At 46.5% G+C, this 23,018-nt stretch carries 21 protein-coding genes and 1 pseudogene; 21 read left to right on the top strand and 1 reads right to left on the bottom strand.

The annotated features are described in order from the left end of the window. Positions 1-57 precede the first annotated feature (57 nt). A complete protein-coding gene (locus tag BQ5796_RS15235; RefSeq protein WP_071460996.1) occupies positions 58-612 on the top strand; it encodes a manganese efflux pump MntP in 555 nt (184 codons plus the stop codon). A gap of 963 nt (positions 613-1,575) precedes the next feature. Here BQ5796_RS15235 and BQ5796_RS15225 read toward each other — a convergent pair. Beyond that, complete coding sequence (locus BQ5796_RS15225) at positions 1,576-2,118, bottom strand: hypothetical protein (RefSeq protein ID WP_071460994.1); 543 nt, start codon at positions 2,116-2,118, stop codon at positions 1,576-1,578. A 777-nt stretch (positions 2,119-2,895) separates the two neighbouring features. Here BQ5796_RS15225 and BQ5796_RS15215 point away from each other — a divergent pair. From BQ5796_RS15215 to BQ5796_RS15125, 20 genes and pseudogenes are all read left to right on the top strand, one after another. Continuing rightward, positions 2,896-3,339: a low molecular weight protein arginine phosphatase gene (locus BQ5796_RS15215; RefSeq protein ID WP_071460992.1), complete on the top strand. Its 444-nt coding sequence runs from the start codon at positions 2,896-2,898 to the stop codon at positions 3,337-3,339. Between the two features lie 242 nt (positions 3,340-3,581). After that, positions 3,582-3,800, top strand: a pseudogene (locus BQ5796_RS18885) (HAMP domain-containing protein); the annotation flags it as partial. Continuing rightward, complete coding sequence (locus tag BQ5796_RS15210) at positions 3,792-4,739, top strand: methyl-accepting chemotaxis protein (protein WP_428839322.1); 948 nt, start codon at positions 3,792-3,794, stop codon at positions 4,737-4,739. The pseudogene BQ5796_RS18885 and the gene BQ5796_RS15210, both read left to right, overlap by 9 nt. Positions 4,740-5,067: 328 nt before the next feature. Next, a complete protein-coding gene (gene rpiB, locus BQ5796_RS15205) occupies positions 5,068-5,508 on the top strand; it encodes a ribose 5-phosphate isomerase B (protein WP_071460990.1) in 441 nt (146 codons plus the stop codon). Positions 5,509-5,591: 83 nt separating this feature from the next. Beyond that, the gene (locus tag BQ5796_RS15200) at positions 5,592-6,161 is read left to right on the top strand and encodes a TIGR01440 family protein (protein WP_071460989.1); all 570 of its coding nucleotides are present in this window, start codon (positions 5,592-5,594) and stop codon (positions 6,159-6,161) included. A gap of 214 nt (positions 6,162-6,375) precedes the next feature. Next, complete coding sequence (gene glyA, locus BQ5796_RS15195) at positions 6,376-7,617, top strand: serine hydroxymethyltransferase (protein ID WP_071460988.1); 1,242 nt, start codon at positions 6,376-6,378, stop codon at positions 7,615-7,617. Between the two features lie 168 nt (positions 7,618-7,785). Continuing rightward, a complete protein-coding gene (gene upp, locus BQ5796_RS15190; RefSeq protein ID WP_071460987.1) occupies positions 7,786-8,415 on the top strand; it encodes a uracil phosphoribosyltransferase in 630 nt (209 codons plus the stop codon). Positions 8,416-8,556: 141 nt separating this feature from the next. Next, a complete protein-coding gene (gene wecB, locus BQ5796_RS15185) occupies positions 8,557-9,705 on the top strand; it encodes a non-hydrolyzing UDP-N-acetylglucosamine 2-epimerase (RefSeq protein WP_071460986.1) in 1,149 nt (382 codons plus the stop codon). 1,246 nt (positions 9,706-10,951) lie between these two features. Beyond that, positions 10,952-13,387, top strand: coding sequence for a S8 family serine peptidase (locus BQ5796_RS15180; RefSeq protein ID WP_071460985.1), 2,436 nt, complete (start codon positions 10,952-10,954; stop codon positions 13,385-13,387). A 360-nt stretch (positions 13,388-13,747) separates the two neighbouring features. Continuing rightward, positions 13,748-13,936 carry an AtpZ/AtpI family protein gene (locus tag BQ5796_RS15175; protein ID WP_234969397.1) on the top strand — a complete coding sequence of 63 codons (189 nt, stop codon included), beginning with the start codon at positions 13,748-13,750 and terminating at the stop codon, positions 13,934-13,936. Between the two features lie 8 nt (positions 13,937-13,944). Beyond that, entirely contained in the window at positions 13,945-14,316 is a 372-nt protein-coding gene (locus BQ5796_RS15170) for an ATP synthase subunit I (RefSeq protein ID WP_071460983.1), read from the top strand. Positions 14,317-14,338: 22 nt separating this feature from the next. Further along, complete coding sequence (atpB, locus tag BQ5796_RS15165; protein WP_071460982.1) at positions 14,339-15,049, top strand: F0F1 ATP synthase subunit A; 711 nt, start codon at positions 14,339-14,341, stop codon at positions 15,047-15,049. 75 nt (positions 15,050-15,124) lie between these two features. Continuing rightward, positions 15,125-15,337 carry a F0F1 ATP synthase subunit C gene (gene atpE / locus BQ5796_RS15160; RefSeq protein WP_071460981.1) on the top strand — a complete coding sequence of 71 codons (213 nt, stop codon included), beginning with the start codon at positions 15,125-15,127 and terminating at the stop codon, positions 15,335-15,337. Positions 15,338-15,502: 165 nt separating this feature from the next. Then, positions 15,503-16,036, top strand: coding sequence for a F0F1 ATP synthase subunit B (gene atpF / locus BQ5796_RS15155; protein ID WP_071460980.1), 534 nt, complete (start codon positions 15,503-15,505; stop codon positions 16,034-16,036). Then, complete coding sequence (locus BQ5796_RS15150) at positions 16,033-16,569, top strand: F0F1 ATP synthase subunit delta (protein ID WP_071460979.1); 537 nt, start codon at positions 16,033-16,035, stop codon at positions 16,567-16,569. The genes atpF and BQ5796_RS15150 overlap by 4 nt, the downstream gene beginning before the upstream one ends. A 24-nt stretch (positions 16,570-16,593) precedes the next feature. Beyond that, on the top strand, positions 16,594-18,105 hold the full coding sequence (gene atpA, locus BQ5796_RS15145) for a F0F1 ATP synthase subunit alpha (protein ID WP_071460978.1): 1,512 nt from the start codon (positions 16,594-16,596) through the stop codon (positions 18,103-18,105). A 109-nt stretch (positions 18,106-18,214) separates the two neighbouring features. Then, positions 18,215-19,072: a F0F1 ATP synthase subunit gamma gene (locus BQ5796_RS15140; RefSeq protein WP_071460977.1), complete on the top strand. Its 858-nt coding sequence runs from the start codon at positions 18,215-18,217 to the stop codon at positions 19,070-19,072. A gap of 150 nt (positions 19,073-19,222) precedes the next feature. Beyond that, positions 19,223-20,644 (top strand): F0F1 ATP synthase subunit beta, encoded by a 1,422-nt coding sequence (atpD, locus tag BQ5796_RS15135; protein WP_071460976.1) that lies wholly within the window; start codon positions 19,223-19,225, stop codon positions 20,642-20,644. Positions 20,645-20,666: 22 nt separating this feature from the next. Then, a complete protein-coding gene (locus BQ5796_RS15130) occupies positions 20,667-21,071 on the top strand; it encodes a F0F1 ATP synthase subunit epsilon (protein WP_071460975.1) in 405 nt (134 codons plus the stop codon). A gap of 134 nt (positions 21,072-21,205) precedes the next feature. Beyond that, positions 21,206-22,942, top strand: coding sequence for a methyl-accepting chemotaxis protein (locus tag BQ5796_RS15125; RefSeq protein WP_071460974.1), 1,737 nt, complete (start codon positions 21,206-21,208; stop codon positions 22,940-22,942). Positions 22,943-23,018 lie beyond the last annotated feature (76 nt).

Raw genomic sequence — 23,018 nt, 5'->3', positions numbered from 1 at the left:
TTCTAAACCCTCTTGGACGTGCATATGTTGAACTAGCAAGTCCAAGGAGGCATAGGAATGGCAGCAGCGATGGGAGAACTGATTACGTTATTATTAATGGCATTTGCGTTAAGCATGGATGCTTTTTCCGTCGGCCTTGGCATGGGGATGATTTCCCTCTCCAAACGGCAAATTTTTAAAATTGGCCTTATCATTGGCTTTTTTCATATGCTTATGCCTCTCATCGGCATCGTGGTCGGCAGCTTTTTATCAGACCAGTTCGGCGCAATTGCAGGCTATATCGGAGGCGGTCTCCTCGTGCTCATGGGGATGCAGATGATCCGCTCCGGATTTAATACCGACGGTGACAGCATCATAACACCGGTCGGGAGCGGCCTGATTCTGTTCGCCTTAAGCGTAAGTTTGGATAGCTTCTCCGTCGGCCTGACGCTTGGCATCTACGGGGCAAGAACCATTCTTGTTATCGCTTGTTTTGGCGCAGCTTCTGCTATCCTCTCTTGGGCAGGCCTTCTCATTGGCCGGAAGGTGAAAGGCGTCCTCGGTTCATACGGCGAAGTCCTTGGCGGATCCATCTTGCTTGTTATGGGTTTGAAGCTGTTATTGCCGCTTTAGTAGGAGAGGGTGTGGTCCTTGGGCCGGAAGCTGTGCCGGGACTGGGTCTGCAAATTACTCTTTTGGCTTATAACCTTATCCTGAATGGCGCCACGGCTGCGTTTGGTTGAATTTGCACTTTAACCCGGAAGCCACGCCACGGCTGCGTTTGGTTGATTTCGCACGGAAGATGGTTGATAACGGCGGTAAGTTGGTTGATTTTTGCTCGGAGTTGGTTGATAAATCTCGAAGTGTGGTTGATAATGCGCAAAAGCTGGCTGATTTCTGAAAAAAAGCCACCCCTCAGACGTGCTGGAGTGTGGTATGAACTTGGTCAAGTCCTTTTGAAGTTACTCTTTTTAACCCGGAAGCCACGCCACGGCTGCGTTTGGTTGATTTCGCACGGAAGATGGTTGATAACGGCGGCAAGTTGGTTGATTTTTGCTCGGAGTTGGTTGATAAATCTCGAAGTGTGGTTGATAATGCGAAAAAGCTGGCTGATTCCAGAAAAAAAGCCACCCCTCAGACGTGCTGGAGTGTGGCATGAACTTGGTCAAGTCCTTTTGAAGTTACTCTTTTTAACCCGGAAGCCGCGCCACGGCTGCGTTTGGTTGATTTCGCACGGAAGTTGGTTGATAACGACGGTAAGTTGGTTGATTTTTGCTCGGAGTTGGTTGATAAATCTCGAAGTGTGGTTGATAATGCGAAAAAGCTGGCTGATTCCAGAAAAAAAGCCACCCCTCAGACGTGCTGGAGTGTGGCGAGGGCTTGAGAATATCCACAATCATTAAAATAGCAAACTCGAAGTTACTCTTTTTACTTAAAACCTTGTCAAGGAGAGGTGTGAGTTCGGGTTTAGTTGAATCAGATTGATAAATTTCTTAGTTTGATTGATAACACACGGAAGCTTATCAATTCTAGGGACTAAACAAGCTACTTGAAGATAATCATTTTTAGGAATTCATCAGCCAGTGGCACTTATACTCAACTACTATATGGTGTATATTCCACATTCAATCTCTTCGCTAACTGTTGCATTTGTGAATGGTATTCCTCGATTTGTTTTTTGTATTCCACCATCTTTTCATTTGATTGCTTCATTATGTCGCTATCTTGTTTTTCTAATGCCTCTTTTTCAAGTAGGAGGGCCTCATAAAAGGTTTCTGTCGCTTTCACTATCTGCTTTTTGGGCTCTTCTAATTCGGAAAATCCAGGCTTGATTTTTTTTGCTGTTTCAAGAGCTTTTTTGTAAGATGGGATTGTATTATTGACCAATTCTGTGTGCATAACCTGGTCATTTGTGAAGTTTTCTCCTGAAACTGAAGTTAAAGACTTAAATGCTGCCTCTTCATAATCAGATACCTTTTTAGTTTTTTTATTTACAAATTCAAGTAAAATTTTCTGTTTTTCTTTTTTTGATAATTCTTTTTGTTCCCTTTTACTATCAGTACTTTCCCCAGTTGATTTCTCGATGCTGCAACCTGTTAAAAATAGTGTTAAAATAAATAAAACTTTTAAATAGTTCACTTTTAAAAACCTTCCTAACTACTAGTTTAAATACCATATTTCTCTAATTTATCATGTACGGATCACCGGCTAAAAATGCTTCCCTGCGCTTTAAATACCGATTCTTTTGGACAGTTTTTGCAAGTATCATCATGGGAATAGTTACAATCAAACAAATAAATCCATACCAAGCGACAAGGAATGAAAGTATAATATAGGAAACAGTTCCTATCGCAAAAATAGAATAGAGAGCACAGAACACGATATTAAAATATTGGAGCTTCCAAATTCTGGACTTCTTTTCTTTCGAAATAGGTTCTTTTTTTAAGCGAGACAGGTATTTTAGTTCAGAAATCACGATAAGGTAGGGCTCTATAAACCAATTCAGTATTTTGTTCATTTTTATTCTTTCTCACGAAACAATGCTGTCAATTCCTGCATTTGTGATGAAGTAGATGCAATACAACTTTGATAATAGACATCACCTTTTTTAAAATTATCTAAGTAGAAAGCTAAAAATAATATTTTTTACTCAAGTATTATTCTAACTTATCCACCAACTTAGCACACGTTATTTAACCTATAAAATGGTAAAAATGGGTATATAGAACTACAGAGAATCGGCTGCTAAGCGTCAACCTGGTCTAAAGTTATTTTCTTCTAAATTCAAGCCAAACTTATCTGTAATTGATGTTTGTGGTTAAGTAGGTCATAACTATCAGTGTAATAGATCAACTTCTGCCCCGGTGAAAAGCCGGGCTTTTTATTTTATAATGGGAAAAAAGGGAGGAAACAACGATGGCTAAGATACTGTTTGTTTGTACAGGGAATACGTGCAGGAGCCCGATGGCGGAAGCGGTGCTTGCCGGTAAGAAGATTCCTGGCGTAGAGGTTCGGTCGGCGGGGGTGTTTGCGGCAAATGGCAACGATGCTTCGCCAAACGCCAAGCTGGTCCTTAGCGAAAATAACTTGGATTTGGAGCATCAGTCAACGCTTCTAACAGAACAGGAAGTTGGCTGGGCTACTTTGATCCTCACGATGACCGGTAGCCATAAAGATGCGGTACTTGCTCATTTTCCCGAAGCTCAAGGGAAAGTTCACACCTTGAAAGAGTTTGCGGGCGAGGAAGCTGGAATCGATATTGCCGATCCGTTTGGGGGGAATGCCGAGCGTTATCGAGCTGCCTTTCGAGAGATTTCTGAAGCGATAGAGAAAGTAATTGATTGTATAAAAGATGTATAATGTTTTAGAAAAGGGTTAACTTTTCCTGCGTTTATGCCGAAGAAAAAGATAAACTGTTTTTTACCTTGTGAAAGGGAAAAACAAGTATTTCGGGAGGCAAAACTGTGGGGAGAGGGAATAATTATCGCTTTGGAATAAGGAAAAAGCTTGTCGTTTTTACATTTGTATTAGCAGTGATTACATATACGATTAGCGGATTTTTTATTTACTTCCTATATCCGCTTGTGGAACATTCGTTAAACATGAGTCAGATGGTTTACAGCCTTGGAGTTCTTTTGCTTGGGGCGATTTGGTCAGGCATTCTTGCTTACTTCGCTGCAGGGCTCTTGACTAAACCACTCAAGAAATTGGAAGAGACGGCACTCCAGGCAGCAGCCGGCGATTTAACTGTAAATGTGGAAGTTCCCGAGTCCGATGATGAAATCCAGTCGCTAGCATTGGCGTTCAATAGAATGCTTACAAGCGTCAGAGAAATGGTGCAAATGATAGAGGAGAACTTTCAGCAAACGAATGAAGTCGTGCATGCTATATCAGACAGATCGAAAACCGCTTCCCACAAGGCTGCTGTTATTGCAGCGACGATTAAAGAAATATCTTCGGGGGCGGAGAGTTCATCTGAAGCAACACAAGAGACAGCGGAGTCGGTAGACGACATGGCACGCCTTGCAGAAGATATCCAGCGGCGGGCGGAAACAGCCAATTCGGAATCTAAACAGATGGAAAAAGAATTGCATGCATCAAAAGCAGCGCTAGAAAACCTCATTTCAGGGATGGACATACTCGCGGAAAGAAGCAGAAATTCCCTACTCACAGTGCAAAAGCTCGAAAGCGATGCAGCTCGCGTCGGAGAGATTATTCAACTTGTCGGAGATATGGCGGCACAGACTAATTTGTTAGCGCTTAATGCTTCTATTGAAGCGGCACGGGCCGGAGAGCACGGCCGCGGCTTTGCGGTCGTAGCAGAGGAAGTCCGAAAGCTGGCAGATGAAAGCGCTCACGCAGTTAAGGGGATAACGGAACTGATTGGCAGCATCCATAGCGGGGTAAGTGAGATTGTCAGCCAAATGATGCTTCAGACGGAGACGGTAGAATCTGAAGTGACAAAAAGTCAGAAAACGTCCATTGTACTAGGAAATATGGAACTTACCGTTCAAAAGACAGCATCCTCTGTCAAGAAAATTGCCGCACATGTGGACAAGCAAATGGAAGGAATTTTGCATACATCCACGCAGTCTCAAGAGGTTGCTGCTATTTCAGAAGAAACATCAGCAGGTGCTATCCAAGTTGCCACATCCGCACATGACCAAGCTGCCGTCATGGAAGAAGTGGAGCAGCTTGTGGACGAGCTGAAGCATCAGGCGGAAAAATTAAAAACGACCATTTCGAGATTCACTCTCTAATGAAGACTGCTGCTCATTGCGGCAGTTTTTTATTACGTTGATATTATTTTGGAAAATGGATAAAAGTAGAATACGCATTATTCCGATTGATGGGATTGTAGTTTCCCAATTGATAAGCTGTTAGATGATTGCTTCTTCATGAATGTATTTTCCCAATATGAAATAAATACTTCCTCCGCCATATTTTTGAGAGAATTTTACATTCAAGAAAATCGTCATGAAATTTTACTATCCTGCTCGACAGCTTTCTTTATATTTTTCCGGGAGTATGAGAAAATAATGAAAGAATCAAGCTCGGCTCAACGGGCAAATCAGGAGGCTACCACATATGAAAGTTGCAATTGCATCGGATCATGGCGGAGTGAATATTCGCGAAGAGATCAAGTCGCTTATGGAAGAAATGGGCATTCAGTACGAAGATTTCGGCTGTGAATGCAACACTTCCGTTGACTACCCGGATTATGCCCTTCCAGTTGCGGAAAAAGTAGCAAATGGAGAATTCGACCGCGGCATTCTTATTTGCGGGACTGGCATCGGGATGAGCATTGCTGCCAATAAAGTAAAGGGTATCCGCTGTGCACTTGTGCACGACCTTTTCAGTGCAAAAGCTACTCGCCAGCATAATGACAGCAACATGCTTGCAATGGGTGAAAGGGTTATTGGCCCAGGACTTGCCCGGGAAATAGCGCAAACATGGCTGACTACTGAGTACGAGGGCGGCCGTCACGCAAACCGCGTAGGTAAAATCACAGAATACGAAAGCAAGTAAAGGTGAAAAGGGGCGGGACAAAGGGAGTCCTGCCTCTTTTTTGCAGATATTTTTTTACCAAGAGATTGGAAAGGAAGAGAACGATGCTAATAGATCAGTGGAAAGATCAATGTCGTAGCATTCTTTCACAATTTAAAGATACGGCGAACTTGAAAAAGGGAAGCTTGCTCGTTATTGGCTGCAGCACGAGTGAGATTGCAGGGAAGAGAATCGGAACCGCTGGAACGGATGATGTAGCGGAAATGCTTTATGGACAGTTGGACGAACTGGCAAAAACCGCAGGAATCGAACTTGCATTTCAGTGCTGTGAACACTTAAACAGGGCCCTTGTAATCGAGCGGAAAACGGCTGAAAAACGGGGATATGAAGAAGTGAGCGTCGTTCCGGCAAGGACAGCAGGCGGGGCAATGGCTTCATATGCCTACAGGGCGATGGTTGACCCTGTTGTCGTTGAGTTTATCAAAGCGGATGCTGGAATTGATATCGGCGACACCTTTATCGGCATGCACTTAAAGAATGTGGCGGTCCCTGTCCGTGTTACAGAGAAGAGTATCGGCAGCGCTCACGTCACGCTTGCCAAAGTGAGGCCAAAGCTGATTGGCGGCGAGCGGGCATTATATGAACGAACTCAGGAAAACGAGTCGTGCAGATGAAATTTTAGACTGGTTGGGCCGTAAGTAGACGGCTCAGCCGGTCACCAGCAATACCATAAAAAACTTTATCCCATCATACTTAGAATGTAAGCGTTACCCTAGGAATGCAGCTAGTTTCGTTCTTTCTTTTCTAGTGATTATCGGATACAATATAAAGGAATTTTCAAACTAGCGTATCTTTTATTTCCGGGAGAATCTAAAGGGGGAGCAAGGAATGAAGCATTTACAACAGCAGGACAGCCAAATTTTTGAATCAATTCAGCAGGAACTTCAGCGCCAGCGTACAAAAATTGAATTGATTGCATCGGAAAACTTCGTAAGTGAAGCAGTAATGGAAGCACAAGGCTCTGTTTTGACAAACAAATATGCTGAAGGCTATCCGGGCAAACGCTATTACGGCGGCTGTGAGCATGTCGATGTAGCGGAAAATATCGCGCGCGACCGTGCGAAAGAAATTTTCGGTGCTGAGCATGTGAACGTTCAGCCTCATTCCGGTGCCCAGGCGAACATGGCGGTTTATTTCACCATTCTTGAGCATGGCGACACGGTTCTTGGCATGAATCTGTCTCACGGCGGCCACCTTACCCACGGCAGCCCTGTTAACTTCAGTGGCATGCAGTACAACTTCGTCGAGTACGGCGTCGACAAAGAAACGCATCTAATCAATTATGATGATGTAATGGAAAAAGCACAGCAGCACAAACCGAAGCTCATCGTAGCGGGTGCAAGTGCCTATCCACGTAAAATTGATTTCAAGCGTTTCCGTGAAATTGCGGACGCAATTGGCGCGTATTTGATGGTGGATATGGCGCATATCGCTGGCCTGGTTGCAGCAGGTCTTCATGAGAATCCTGTGCCATATGCTGATTTTGTTACAACGACTACACATAAAACATTGCGCGGTCCACGCGGCGGCATGATCCTTTGCCGTGAAGAATTCGCGAAAAAGATTGACAAGTCGATTTTCCCTGGAATCCAAGGCGGCCCGCTTATGCATGTAATCGCTGCGAAAGCTGTTGCATTTGGCGAAGCATTGCAGGATGATTTCAAGGCATATGCAGCCAATATCATCTCCAATGCACAGCGCCTTGCTGATAGCCTGAAAAAAGAAGGCATCGACCTCGTATCAGGCGGAACTGACAATCACTTGCTGCTTGTCGACCTTCGTTCCCTTGGTTTGACTGGAAAAGTGGGAGAGAAAGTATTGGATGAAATCGGCATCACGGTCAATAAGAACACCATTCCTTTCGATCCTGAAAGTCCATTTGTCACAAGCGGTATCCGCATCGGTACAGCTGCTGTCACAAGCCGCGGATTCGGAAAAGAAGAAATGGACGAAATTGCAAGCATTATTGCGACAACTCTGAAAAACCACGAAGATGCAAAAGTATTGGAAGAGTCCAGCAAGCGTGTAGAAGAACTAACGGCTAAGTTCGAGCTCTACCCTGAGAGATAAATGCGAAAGCGGTCCTTATTGGGCCGCTTTTTCTATGTGTTAAGGCATTCTTGTTAACATTTAATTGCATGAGTTGCTCTTAAGGGCATTTTTCTGTAAAATTAGACGAAGTGTGCGTGAACGCATTTTTTTTTACATAATAACTTTCAATAAGAAGGAGAGATAAGCATGGCAAAAGTATATGTTTTCGACCATCCTTTAATCCAGCACAAATTGACTTACATCCGTGACAAAAACACGGGAACAAAAGAATTCCGCGAGCTGGTCGACGAAGTAGCGACACTGATGGCTTTCGAGATTACAAGAGAGCTTCCTCTCCAAGAAATTGAAATTGAAACCCCTGTCGATAAAACAACTTCTAAAGTTCTTTCAGGTAAAAAGCTCGGAGTTATTCCTATCTTACGCGCTGGTATCGGCATGGTGGATGGAATTTTGAAACTGATTCCTGCTGCGAAAGTTGGACATATCGGTCTTTACCGCGACCCTAAAACGCTTAAGCCTGTTGAATACTATGTTAAGCTCCCTAGCGATATCCCAGAACGTGAACTGATTGTTGTTGACCCAATGCTTGCAACAGGCGGTTCTGCAATCGAAGCAATTCACTCTTTGAAGAAGCGCGGTGCCAAGCATATCCAATTCATGTGCCTAATCGCTGCACCTGAAGGCGTGGAAGCATTAAAGGAAGCGCATCCAGATGTCGATATTTATATTGCGGCGCTTGATGAGAAGCTGGACGACCATGGTTATATCGTGCCAGGTCTAGGCGACGCTGGCGACAGATTGTTCGGAACGAAGTAATTTTTTTATGGAAAAAGCGGTGCCCGATCAGGGATGCCGCTTACTTTTTGTCAAATGTAAAAATAATGAAACATTTCTTGCAATATAATCGTCGTATTGAAGGGAACCATCAACGATAACATTTTAATGGGAGTGGATAACATGAACCGCCGGATCAAAGTCATGACCATTTTCGGAACAAGGCCAGAAGCCATCAAAATGGCGCCGCTCGTGCTTGAGCTTCAGAAGCATGGGGAGCACTTCGAGTCAATCGTCACTGTTACGGCACAGCATCGCCAAATGCTCGATCAGGTGCTCGATATTTTCAATATCACACCGGACCATGATCTTAATATCATGAAGGATCGGCAGACGCTGATCGACGTGACCACAAGAGGATTAGAGGGCCTCGACACAGTGATGAAAGAGACGAAGCCGGATATCGTCCTCGTTCACGGCGATACGACGACCACTTTTGTCGCAAGTCTTGCCGCGTTCTATAACCAAATTCCTGTCGGTCACGTGGAGGCTGGTCTCCGAACATGGAACAAGTACTCGCCGTTCCCGGAAGAAATGAACAGGCAGCTGACAGGCGTGATGGCGGATATCCATTTCTCGCCGACAAGTAAAGCAGCGGAAAACCTTCTTGCGGAAAACAAGAAGGAGGAAGCTATTTTTATCACGGGAAATACTGCGATCGATGCTCTTTCCACAACGGTAAAAGAAAACTATTCACACCCTGTTCTCGATAAGCTCGGCTCTGACCGTCTTGTACTCTTGACGGCCCACCGCCGCGAGAATCTTGGTGAGCCAATGAGAAATATGTTCCGCGCTATCAAGCGGATTGTCGATGAGCAGAAGGATGTGCAGGTTGTGTACCCTGTGCACCTCAACCCTGCCGTTAGAGAAATCGCTGCGGAAATTCTTGGAGAAGACGACAGGATACATCTGATAGAGCCGCTCGATGTGATTGATTTCCATAACTTTGCTTCCCGCGCTTACCTGATTCTCACTGATTCAGGCGGCGTTCAGGAAGAAGCGCCATCGCTTGGTGTGCCAGTGCTCGTGCTCCGCGACACAACAGAGCGCCCGGAAGGCATTGATGCAGGTACGCTTAAGCTTGCCGGAAACGAAGAGCAGCCAATCTATGAAATGGCGACAGAGCTTCTGACAGACCGCTCTGCCTATGAAAAGATGGCCAAAGCCGTCAATCCTTATGGCGACGGGAAAGCGTCCGAGCGAATTGCCCAAGCAATTCGCTACTACTTCGAGGCAACAGAAGAGCGACCTGAAGCTTACAAGCCAATGTAAAACGATAGCCGCACCTTTCATTTTTGAGAGTGCGGCTATTTTAATGAAAATCGGCGTGTGTTTCGAAGGTTTGGATTTGGATTGCACAAGAACTGATTTAAGGTAAAATCCTGAAAAATTGATTGAAAACATCTTAGAATAATGCTTGTTTTTTAAAAAAGTATCAAGGTTTTGCTGTTGGTGGCGGTATGTAACCGATTCCACACGCGCAAAAAGAGGTTCGAGCGCAGTCCCCAAACAGGATATCAACGGTAATCAGCGATTTATCTACGGTAAATGACGATCTATCAACGGTAAAGCACCATTTATCTACGGTAAATGCGAAAGTATCTACGGTAGGCTCCTGAATTAGTAATATGTGGTTTTATTTGTAATCTGGATGCGGTGCCTCAATTTGAAATCTGCCCTCGGCCAGAGCATAAGCAGAAACCCCTGAAAAATTGTCATTTTAAATGAAAATCCACTGCGATAATGCTTGTTTTTTAAAAAAGTATCAAGGTTTTGCTGTTGGTGGCGGTATGTAACCGATTCCACACGCGCAAAAAGAGGTTCGAGCGCAGTCCCAAACAGGATATCAACGGTAATCAGCGATTTATCTACGGTAAATGACGATTTATCAACGGTAAAGCACCATTTATCAACGGTAAATGCGAAAATATCTACGGTAGGTTCCTGAATTAGTAATATGTGGTTTTATTTGTAATCTGGATGCGGTGCCTCAATTTGAAATCTGCCCTCGGCCAGAGCATAAGCAGAAACCCCTGAAAAATTGTCATTTTAAATGAAAATCCACTGCGATAATGCTTGTTTTTTAAAAAAAGTATCAAGGTTTTGCTGTTGGTGGCGGTATGTAACCGATTCCACACGCGCAAAAAGAGGTTCGAGCGCAGTCCCAAACAGGATATCAACGGTAATCAGCGATTTATCTACGGTAAATGACGATTTATCAACGGTAAAGCACCATTTATCTACAGTAAATGCGAAAATATCTACGGTAGGTTCCTCAATTAGTAATATGTGGTTTTATTTGTAATCTGGATGCGGTGCCTCAATTTGAAATCTGCCCTCGGCGCACAGTAACTCGCCATTTATCAACGGTAAATGCGAAAGTGTCTACAGTAACTTCCTGATTAAGTTATATATGATTACAACACCCAATGCACAAATCGACCGAAATCGCTTTCCCCTTTCCTCCTGCATACTCCCACCCACATGAGAAAAAACTAACAAAAAAGGGGGAACGGGGATGAAAAAATCACTTTTTACTGTGCTGCTCACATGCGTGATTTCGATACTCCTGGCCGCAGGGCCGGCTTCGCTGCGCACACCGCCGCTACCACGCGAGGATTCCACTAGAACAGTAACTGCCATTGTAATCACCAAAACAGAGTGGAATCATGCCCAAATCCAAAAGTTCGCTAACGCCCATCCCGGGTTGAAGATCAGACACGTATTCCGCCACGCCCTCATCGGGTTCTCCGTGCGGGGAGAGCTTCAACAAGTGGAAGAGCTGAAAAGCCATTTTGATATCCAAGCAGTCTCTGAAGTGCAATCTTACCGCGCGGAGTCATTGCCGAACATGAAAATAATCGGCAGCGAGGAGGTGCGCGGTATTTTTGACGCGAAAGGCCAACGTTTGACAGGTAAAGGAGTCATCGTTGGGGTAATCGATACGGGTGTAGATTACCACCACCCTGATTTACGGAAAAATTATCGCGGGGGGCGGGACCTTGTCGATGGGGATAATGATCCGATGGAATCACAAAATCTTGGGTTGGCAGATACGTTGCATGGCACCCATGTTGCAGGGATCATCGCCGCAAACGGGAAAATTTCCGGCATCGCACCGGACGCATCGATCAAAGCTTACCGCGCGCTTGGTCCTGGCGGCTTTGGGACAACGGAACAGGTGCTTGCTGCGATTGATAAGGCGATCGAGGATAAAGTGGATGTCCTCAATCTCTCACTTGGCAATGAAGTAAACGGACCTGACCTCCCCATTTCGCTCGCGCTGAATAAAGCGGTGGAACAGGGGATTGTTGCAGTTACTTCCTCCGGCAACTCTGGTCCGAATAATTGGACGGTCGGCTCACCGGGAACTGCCGCTAAGGCTATCTCGGTTGGCGCCTCGACACCGCCCTTAAAGGTTCCTCATCTTACTTTTTCGGGTGAAAATAAAAATATCAAGATTGTACCGTTGCAAGGATCGGTAGCCTGGGAATTTGACAGGAGCATAGAAATAGTAGATGGAGGCATTGGGAGAGAGGAAGACGTGAAGAATGCTTCTGGAAAAATCGTTCTAGCAGAGCGGGGCGAAATCAGCTTTACAGATAAAGCTAGGCATGCGAACAAGGCTGGAGCAATGGGGATTATTATTTATAATAATACAAAGGGGAGTTTTTCCGGCAATCTGGAAGAACCATTGGAAATACCCGTTGCGGCAGTTACGAGGGAAGAAGGATTAAGATTTAAAAAAATCGTTCAAAAAGGAAACGCTTTTTCACGAATAGTATTAATAGAAGAAAGCGATCAGCTTGCTGATTTCAGCTCGCGTGGCCCTGTTACGGTAACGTGGGATATGAAGCCGGATGTTGTGGCTCCGGGGGTCGCAATCGAGAGCACCATTCCCGGCGGTTACATGACTCTCCAAGGAACGAGCATGGCTGCACCCCATGTGGCTGGTGCAGCTGCGCTATTAAAGCAGAATCATCCAGATTGGACTCCAGACCAAATCAAATCAGCCCTGATGAATACGGCTCGCCCGATTCATAACGAACATGGCGTAAAATATAAAGCTTATGAGCAGGGAGCTGGCCGAATCTCTATTGCTGATGCCGTCCATGCGAGGACACTCGTACTTCCCGGGGCACTGCGATTTGGCAAGTTTAGCAAAGCTGAATCAACTGGAGCGTCAGGAAAGCCTTCCGAGTCAGCAGCATCATTCCGCAGGTCAAGTGCGACCGAGAGGAGCGTAGAAATTCCTAACATAGGAAAGCCTTCCGAGAGGAGCGGGCAAACCAACAGGTCTGAAAGGCAGACAGACCGGCGTACAATCGACCTCACACCGATTAAGCCAATCCGCCCTTCCGTCTCCGTCACGAAAGAGCGGCATGTTGCGAAGATACTGGTGGAAAACCACCATCACACGACCCAGCGCTACGCTTTCGAGGTTCCGAGTGCTGTTCAAGGAATAGAATGGCAGCTCCCAATGCCTTTCGAGCTTGCTCCGAATGGGAAGATGGAAGTGGAGATAGGCCTCCATGCGGATCCGCGGAAACTTCAGGGGAAGATCCATGATGGAACGATTACCCTTCATACCGGCGGCAAGGATGTGAGAATACCTTATCTTTATGTGTTCGAGGAGCCTGACTATCCGAGGGTGATGGGTTTTGAGTTTGCGCAAGGCGACAAGGGAGGCTACAGGTACGAAGTCTATTTACCTGGTGGTGCGGAGGAATTCTCCATTGCTTTGTTTGATCAGGACAGCTTCCGGTTCCGCGGGTTTCTCGATTACGGCAGGGACTTGAACAAAGGCCTTTTGAAGCGGGATTTGCCAAACGAATCGCTCCCGCCCGATGGAAGTTACATTGCCAAAGTCTCTGTTAAAAAAGCGGGACGAGAGGATGTGTACGAAACAATCATCATGATTGGCCCTCCTGGTGCGATACTGTTAAAAAGATAATCATTTGCGCTGACATGAACAAGGAGGCTGGCCGCCCACGCATCCGTTCATGATGTTAGCATAATTCCCAGTCTGCAAAGTTGGCGGAGAGAAAAAAATTCCTTTTGAAGCGGGGCTTTTTCGCCCCGTTTTTCAATAGTGAAAGAATTCGAAAAGTATGTGAACTTTTTACTTTGAAGTGATTGACATTGACATGGGGCTATTGTATGCTTACAAAGGGCGTAAAATGATAAGGTTTTCATCGGTTTGACACAATTTTATTCGTGTTTTACAACAGAGCTGTGAGAATGTTTCCTGCTCCATTTTTTATGGGAGGAGATGTGCTTTGTGCGTAACGATCATCGCCGCCCGTTTCAAGCGATGGCACTGATGTCCGCGATTCTTTCCCAGCTTGTAGGGTCCATCCTGATCGGCGTTTTTGCAGGAAGGTGGGTGGACGAGAGCATGGGCACCGAACCGCTTTTTTTAATCCTCGGTTTGCTCATCGGGCTTGCCGCCGGCGTGTACGCAATGCTTCGTCTCGTAAGTCACTTTTTCTCAGGGGAGTAAAGCAAGAGATGCCGGAAATCAATGTCATGTTTCAAAGATACAGGAAATACATATTTTTTTTATTATCTCTTTACGTGCTCGGATGGGGTTTCACCGAGTATAAATCAGTCTTTGCGGGACTGATTTTAGGTACAGCCCTCAGCCTGTTCAACCTCTGGCTGTTAGCCAGGAGAACTTCAGGATTTGGCGATAAGCTGTTAAGAGGAGAAAAGGTCAGATCGCTCGGTACGGTTTCGCGGATGGCTTCAGCAGGACTTGCTGTTCTCATCGCATTCGAATATCCGGAAGAGTTTCATTTGATCAGCGTGGTTTTGGGATTAATGACAGCCTATTTTGTCATTATGATAGATTTTAAGATCCAGTCTTTGCAGAGTCGATAGCGGGGAAGAGAGGTGAATACTGGTGCAACATGGAGCTCCAATAAAAGAGTTTTTAGGGCTGAATTTCAACCTGGCAAACATTTTGATGATCACAGTGGCAAGTGCCATTGTTTTTATCATCGCTGTTCTTTCCACACGTAGGCTTGCGATGAAACCGACAGGAATCCAGAACTTTATGGAATGGGTAATGGATTTTGTTAAAGGGATTATCAACAGCACAATGGACTGGAAGGATGGCGGAAGATTCCACGTCCTTGGTATTACATTGATGATGTACATCTTTGTATCCAACATGCTTGGTCTTCCATTTTCAGTCGTCGTTAACCACGAGCTGTGGTGGAAATCTCCGACAGCAGATCCTGTCGTAACGCTAACGCTAGCCACAATGGTGGTGGGGCTTTCCCACTATTACGGTGTTAGGCTAAAAGGAACTGCAGCCTACGGCAAAGAATTCTTCAAGCCGTTCTGGTTTATGTTCCCAATCAAAATTATCGAGGAGTTTGCGAACACGCTCACTCTCGGCCTTCGTCTTTACGGAAACATCTATGCAGGGGAAATCCTGCTCAGCCTGATTGCAGGCGGACTGGCGACAGGGACTTTCGGCAACATTGCCGCAGCAATCCCGATGCTCGCATGGCAAGGCTTCTCCGTTTTCATCGGGGCAATCCAAGCCTTTATCTTCACAATGTTAACAATGGTTTACCTTGCGCATAAAGTAAGCGACGACCATTAATATATTACCTGTTCCAAACAGGTATAAAACTATTAAAAAAACATTTTTTCATACACAAAAGGAGGAAACTTAGTAATGGGTCTTTTAGCAGCAGCAATCGCAATTGGTTTGGCAGCACTTGGTGCCGGTATTGGTAACGGTCTTATCGTATCTCGTACAGTTGAAGGTATTGCACGTCAGCCTGAAGCTCGTGGTATGCTTCAAACTACTATGTTCATCGGGGTAGCGTTGGTTGAGGCGATTCCGATCATCGCGGTTGTTATCGCGTTCATGGTATTGGGAAGGTAATTAATACAATTGTCGTTTTTCGATGGCGAAGATCATTCCAAGCGAACCTTCGCCATTCATTTATGTCCTAACAACTTTTCGGTTATGCATATATAAAAAAAGGAACCGGTAATCGGGTCCCATCCCTTTTTTCAGGGAAAGACTCTTGAAGGGAGTGAATCGAGGGTGTTAACAAATAGTTTAGTATTAGGCGCAGCGGAGCATGGAGGCGGCTTGCAATTCAATGGCGGCGATATTCTGTTCCAGCTAGTCATATTCATCATCTTGTTGGCATTGCTTAAAAAGTTCGCATGGGGTCCGTTGATGGGCATCATGCAAGAACGTGAACAGCATATAGCAGGCGAAATCGAAGCGGCGGAGAAAAGCCGTGCCGATGCAGCGAAGCATGTCGAAGAGCAGCGCGAAATGCTGAAGCAGGCTCGCGAAGAAGCTTCTGCTTTGATTGAAAATGCGAAGAAACAAGGCGACTTGCAGCGCGATGAAATCATCAGCATTGCACGCGCGGAATCCGAGCGTATCAAGGAAGCTGCGAAGCTTGAAATTGAAACGCAAAAAGAACAGGCAGTTGCTGCCATCCGTGAACAAGTGGCTTCCCTGTCTGTCATGATCGCATCGAAAGTGATCGAGAAAGAATTGAGTGCAGCAGACCAGGAGAAGCTCATTAACGATTATATCCAAGAGGCAGGAGAGCGTCGATGAGCAACCCACAATTAGCAAAGCGCTATGCGCAGGCTCTTTTCCAGGTTGCCTCGGAGCATCAGGCTGCCGGCACAGTGGAAGAAGAACTCCGCGTAGTGAAACAGGTAGTTGAAAACAATCCCGGCCTGACATCCGTGTTAAGTTCCCCAAAGCTTACGCTTGAAAAGAAAAAGGAACTGTTGAAACAGGCTTTTGCTTCTGCAAGCCCTTTCGTTCAGAATCTCCTGATGATTCTTGTTGACCGCCATCGCGAGAGCCAAATCGCGGAGGTTGCGGACAAGTACATTGAGCTTTCAAACGAGTCTAAAGGCATTGCTGAAGCAGTCGTCTATACGGTACAGCCGCTGACCGGCCCTCAAGAAGAGGCCATCTCGCTCGGTTTTGCCCCACAAGTTGGCAAACTGAAGCTTCAAATTCAAAACATTACAGATCCTAATTTGCTTGGCGGCGCGAAGCTGCGCATCGGCAACCGCATTTTTGACGGTAGCCTTCGCGGTAAACTCGATCGTCTCGAACGCAAATTGCTAGGCTAAGATTCGTAGATAGGGGTGAAACTCATGAGCATCAAAGCTGAAGAAATTAGTGCGCTGATAAAATCGCAAATCGAAAACTATCAGGCGGAAATTCAAGTGAGTGATGTAGGTACTGTTATCCAAATCGGTGACGGTATCGCCCGTGCTCATGGCCTCGACAATGTCATGGCTGGAGAGCTTGTTGAATTTTCGAATGGCGTCATGGGTATGGCGCAAAACCTGGAAGAAAATAACGTTGGTATCATCATTCTCGGACCTTATACAGACATCCGTGAAGGCGATGAGGTTCGCCGTACCGGCCGCATCATGGAAGTTCCTGTTGGAAACGAACTGATTGGCCGCGTAGTCAACCCGCTTGGACAGCCGGTTGACGGTCTTGGTCCAATCAACACAACACAAACACGTCCGATTGAATATAACGCTCCTGGCGTTATGGATCGTAAATCCGTTCATGAGCCGCTGCAAACAGGTATTAAAGCGATCGATGCGCTTGTACCTATCGGCCGCGGACAGCGTGAATTGATCATCGGTGACCGCCAGACAGGTAAAACATCTGTTGCGATCGATACGATTCTTAACCAAAAAGGCCAGGACATGATTTGTATCTATGTTGCTATCGGCCAAAAAGAATCAACAGTACGTAACGCTGTTGAAACACTCCGTAAATACGGCGCATTGGATTATTCCATCGTCGTAACGGCTTCTGCATCACAGCCTGCACCGCTATTGTTCCTTGCACCGTACGCAGGGGTTTCCATGGCAGAGCACTTCATGTACGAAGGCAAGCATGTCCTTGTTGTATATGATGACCTGTCAAAGCAAGCGGCAGCATACCGTGAACTTTCCTTGCTTCTTCGTCGTCCTCCAGGCCGCGAAGCTTACCCAGGGGATGTATTCTACCTTCACAGCCGCCTTCTTGAGCGTGCTGCGAAGCTTAGCGATGCAAAAGGCGCTGGTTCCATCACAGCCCTTCCGTTCATCGAGACACAGGCAGGGGACGTTTCCGCCTATATCCCGACGAACGTTATCTCAATCACTGACGGACAGATTTTCCTTCAATCTGACCTTTTCTTCTCCGGCGTACGTCCGGCAATCAACGCTGGTCTTTCCGTATCCCGCGTAGGCGGATCCGCACAGATCAAAGCGATGAGGAAGGTTTCCGGTACTTTGCGTCTTGACCTTGCGTCTTACCGCGAGCTAGAAGCTTTCGCTCAGTTCGGGTCTGACCTTGACAAAGCAACTCAAGCGAAACTGAACCGTGGTGCGCGTACAGTTGAAGTATTGAAGCAAGATTTGCATAAGCCGCTGCCAGTTGAAAAGCAGGTTGCAATCCTTTATGCACTTACTCGCGGCTTCCTTGACGATGTACCGTTGGAGGATATCCGCCGCTTTGAATCAGAATTCCATACATGGTTGGATCACAACCGCAAAGAATTGCTTGACCACATTGCTACTACGAAGGAACTTGCTTCCGACGAAGACATGGCTTCGGCAATTAATGACTTCAAGAAGACGTTCGCAACTTCTGAAAAATAATAATTACGGTCTAGCATAAAGGCATGTGTCAGGATGCAAGAGGATTCGAATGAACCGAAAGCATCCTGCGCCATGCTGTTCATTCTTTGATAAAGGGTGGTGAGAACCTATGGCATCTTTACGCGATATAAAATCCAAGATTACTTCTACTAAGAAGACAAGCCAGATTACAAAGGCGATGGAGATGGTTTCCGCTGCTAAGTGGAACCGCGGTGTCATGAATGCGAAGGCATTTGTGCCATACATGGAAAAAATCCAGGAAGTAGTCGGATCAATTGCGATGGGAAGCACGGACGCAAGCCATCCTATGCTTGTTTCACGTCCCGTCAAAAAAACCGGCTATCTTGTTATTACTTCCGACCGCGGATTGGCAGGTGCATACAACAGTAACGTCATCCGCCAGGTATACCAGGATATCCAAAGTCGTCATAAATCGAATGATGAATTCGCAATTATTGCGATCGGCCGTGTTGGCCGTGACTTTTTTGCGAAGCGCGGCATGAATGTTGTGCTTGAAATCGGCGGTATCGCGGATCAGCCAGCTTTTGCCGAAATCCAAGAGATTGCCAGCAACGCTGTTGGCATGTACTCTGATGGAACTTTCGATGAGCTATACATTTACTACAGCCACTATATCAGTGCCATTTCACAGGAAGTAACTTCGAAGAAACTTCTTCCTTTATCGGACCTGGATGTTCCTGCAAAGCTTACTTCCTACGAATTTGAACCGAACGCTGAAGAAATTTTGGATGTTCTCCTGCCACAGTATGCAGAAAGTCTTGTCTACGGAGCACTCCTTGACAGCAAGGCAAGTGAGCATGCTGCGAGGATGACTGCAATGCGGAATGCCACGGATAATGCAAATGAACTCATCAGTTCATACAGCTTGAAATACAACCGTGCGCGGCAGGCAGCAATCACCCAGGAAATCACCGAAATCGTCGGCGGTGCAGCCGCACTCGAGTAGAGGGAAACTTGGAAATAGCGGTTATTTCCCGAGAAATGCCGTGTTATTTTTCCAAGAGGATATAGAAAAAAGAACTTTCCGGGATGTGGCTCTCATGCCGCATCCCATCATGATGTATATATTGTAACGAGTTTGATAGGAGGGAAAAAGATGAACAAAGGATACGTTCTCCAAATTATGGGTCCGGTCGTTGACGTAAAGTTCGAAAGCGGCAGCCTTCCGGAAATCTATAATGCCTTGAGAATCGTTAATAAAGCGCAAAATGAAACAGAAGTAGACATCGACTTAACCCTTGAAGTAGCCCTTCACCTCGGTGACGATACAGTAAGGACTATCGCGATGGCTTCTACCGACGGACTTCAGCGTAACATGGAAGTTGTGGACACTGGTGCGCCAATTTCCGTGCCGGTTGGTGATGTTACTCTTGGCCGTGTATTCAACGTATTGGGTGACACTATCGACCTCGATTCTCCAATTGAATCAGCAGCACGCCGCGATTCTATCCATCGTGAAGCTCCTACTTTTGAGCAGCTTTCTACAGAGGTAGAAATCCTTGAAACAGGCATTAAAGTAGTTGACCTTCTTGCGCCATACCTAAAAGGCGGTAAAATCGGCCTTTTCGGCGGTGCGGGTGTAGGAAAAACGGTTCTTATCCAGGAACTTATCAACAACATCGCCCAGGAGCATGGCGGTATCTCCGTTTTTGCTGGTGTAGGCGAGCGTACTCGTGAAGGTAATGACCTTTACCACGAGATGACTGACTCCGGCGTTATTAAGAAAACAGCAATGGTATTCGGCCAGATGAATGAGCCGCCGGGTGCGCGTATGCGCGTTGCCCTGACAGGTCTGACAATGGCTGAATACTTCCGTGATGAGCAAGGACAAGACGTTCTGTTCTTCATGGACAACATCTTCCGTTTCACTCAAGCAGGTTCTGAGGTTTCCGCCCTTCTTGGCCGCATGCCTTCAGCGGTAGGTTACCAGCCGACACTTGCTACGGAAATGGGTAAGCTTCAAGAGCGTATCACTTCCACTAACGTTGGTTCCGTTACTTCTATCCAGGCGATCTACGTTCCAGCCGATGACTACACTGACCCGGCTCCGGCAACAACTTTCGCCCACTTGGATGCAACAACGAACCTTGAGCGTAAGCTTTCTGAAATGGGTATCTACCCTGCGGTTGACCCGCTTGCATCAACTTCTCGTGCGCTTTCTCCTGACATCGTTGGGGAAGAGCACTACAGCGTTGCCCGCCAAGTTCAGGAAACATTGCAACGTTACAAAGAACTTCAGGACATCATCGCGATCCTCGGAATGGATGAGCTTTCTGACGAAGATAAGCTAGTCGTTCACCGTGCGCGCCGTATCCAGTTCTTCTTGTCTCAAAACTTCCACGTGGCTGAGCAATTCACAGGCCAGCCTGGATCTTACGTACCTGTTAAAGAAACTGTCAAAGGCTTCAAGGAGATCCTTGAAGGCAAGTACGACCATCTTCCGGAGGATGCTTTCCGCCTGGTTGGACGTATTGAAGACGTTATCGAAAATGCAAAACGTATGGGTGTAGAGGTCTAATCACGGACCAGGAGGGTAAAAAATGAAGACGATTAAAGTCAGTGTTGTTACTCCCGATGGGCCGGTGTATGAGTCTGATGTGCAAATGGTCAGCACCAAAGCGCAATCCGGTGAACTGGGTATCCTCCCAGGCCACATTCCAATGGTTGCGCCCCTGCAAGTTGGCGCTGTCCGTATGAAAAACGCCAATCAAACAGAGATAGTAGCAGTCAGCGGCGGTTTCCTTGAAGTCCGCCCAGACCAAGTGACCATCCTTGCCCAGGCAGCCGAAAAATCGGAGGAAATCGATGTTGAACGCGCCCTTCGCGCAAGAGAGCGTGCTGAACAGCGCCTCCGCGAAAGACAGCAGCAGCATACCGATTTCAGGCGTGCCGAGCTTGCTCTTCAGCGGGCCATCAATCGCATTTCCGTTGCAAAGGAAAGATAATTTTTACGAAAAAAGCACTTTCTGGATTAATCCTGGAAGTGTTTTTTTCGTAGTGGGCAAATTGTCTAAACATTTATCATCTAGTTGCCGATAAATACGAGTAGTGGCAATTTACTTCCATGAGGAGGAGTAGGATGAAAAGGCTTAGCGGGAAAATCATTATTGCAATGGTTTTAGGAATGCTGCTTATCCTTGTCGGCAGCATTGCTGCAATGTACAAGAGCACGAGCGACGCAGTGGAATCGACCATTTCCAATTTTAGTGTGGAGAACGTCAAGAAAATGGAAGCTTCAATGGACACGGAGAGATATGCTGATTTTTTAAAGAATGAAGAGATGGACCAGAAGTATTGGATGGTGCGCAACCAACTGAATGCTTTTCGCAAAAGCTCCGGTGCAAAGTATGTCTATACCTTAAAGGCAGACCCGGAGAAACGGAAAGTTTATTTCATGGTGGATGGTGCACCGAGAACGTTCAAAAACGCGGGTGAAATCAATACACCGACAACCGCCACCACTTTTGAAGATATCGAGCCAACGCTTGAGGGCAAAACAGCGATGACCGGAATTGTGAAGGACCCGGAGTACGGCGACTATCTTTCTGCATTCGTGCCGATTATGCATGAAGGCAAAATGATCGGGATCCTTGGAGTGGATATCGGTGCCGAATCAATCGGCAGAATCACAACGGAAGTGAACAAGAGTGTACTACCAATGTCGCTTGCTGTCAGTGCTGGAATCATTTTAGCTGTCATTCTTGTCCTTGGCTTGTGGCTAAACCGCAGGCTTAGTCCGCTAAAAACAATCGCCGAAGCTGCAAGTTTAATGGCAGAAGGTAATTTTTCCGATTCCCGGGAAACGGTGTCAGGCATCAAGGCGAATGGAAAAGATGAAATTGCCCTAGTGACGGAATCCTTCCAAAACATGATTGGAACAATGAGCACAATGGTCGAAAGTATCCAAGATTCCTCCGGCCGCCTCGTGTCTTCATCGCGGGACATCGGTGAAAAAATGTCCAATGCGATTGAGACAAACGACAGTGTTGTAAAAGGAATTAGGGAAGTGGCCTCTGCGACGGACACCCAGCTTGTCAGGACAGAGGAAACCGCTCGTGCGATCGATGAAATGGCCATTGGTGTCCAGCGGATTGCCGAGGCAGCAGCCGGGGTAAGCGAGCAGTCCAACGATGCGAGTCAGCAGGTTCGCAGCGGATTGGAGGGGCTCAACGCGGTCATCAGCCAAATTGATGGGGTAAAATCAACTGTCAACGAATCCGCGGCAATGATCGGGGAGCTTGGCGAACAGGCGAAGTCAATCGGGACAAGCGTCGAAATGATCAAGGGTATCGCGGACCAGACGAATCTCCTTGCGTTGAATGCAGCGATTGAGGCGGCACGCGCAGGCGAGCATGGAAAGGGATTTGCTGTTGTTGCACAAGAGGTTCGGAAGCTCTCTGAAGAGTCAAAGAAATCAACTGCGCAAATAACCGATTTGCTGAACAGATTCCGCATCAGAATTGAAGAAGCCGTTGCCATGATGATAAAGGGTACGGAAGAAGTCGAAAGCGGCAGCCAGGCCATCAGTCAGACCGGAGAAAGATTCAGCTCCATCATGAGTGCGGTTGAATCAGTGAGCCACGAGATCACCGACGTTTCCGCCATCACGGAACAAATGTCGGCGAGCTCCCAGGAAATTACTGCTTCTCTCGAAGAATTCTCCCACTTGGCAAAGGAAACAGCAAATATTTCCCGCGAAGTCGCTGCTTCGACCGACATGCAGGAAGAATCCTTCCAAACTGTCGCCGAACTCACCGCTGCTCTCGACGATCTTGCAAAGGACCTCGACCAAACCGTCGACCAGTTTAAAATATAATAGAATGAAAGAGCAATTGGAGCACCTGCCATGGAGGCGGGTGTTTTTTTGTTGGGGTGAGGGGGATGGTGCAGGT

It is taken from the genome of Bacillus massilinigeriensis (genome assembly GCF_900111815.1).
GTDB classification, from domain to species: Bacteria; Bacillota; Bacilli; order Bacillales; family Cytobacillaceae; genus Mesobacillus_C; species Mesobacillus_C mediterraneensis.
Note: the sequence above shows the minus strand (reverse complement) of the source record. Positions and strands in the feature narration are given on the sequence as shown.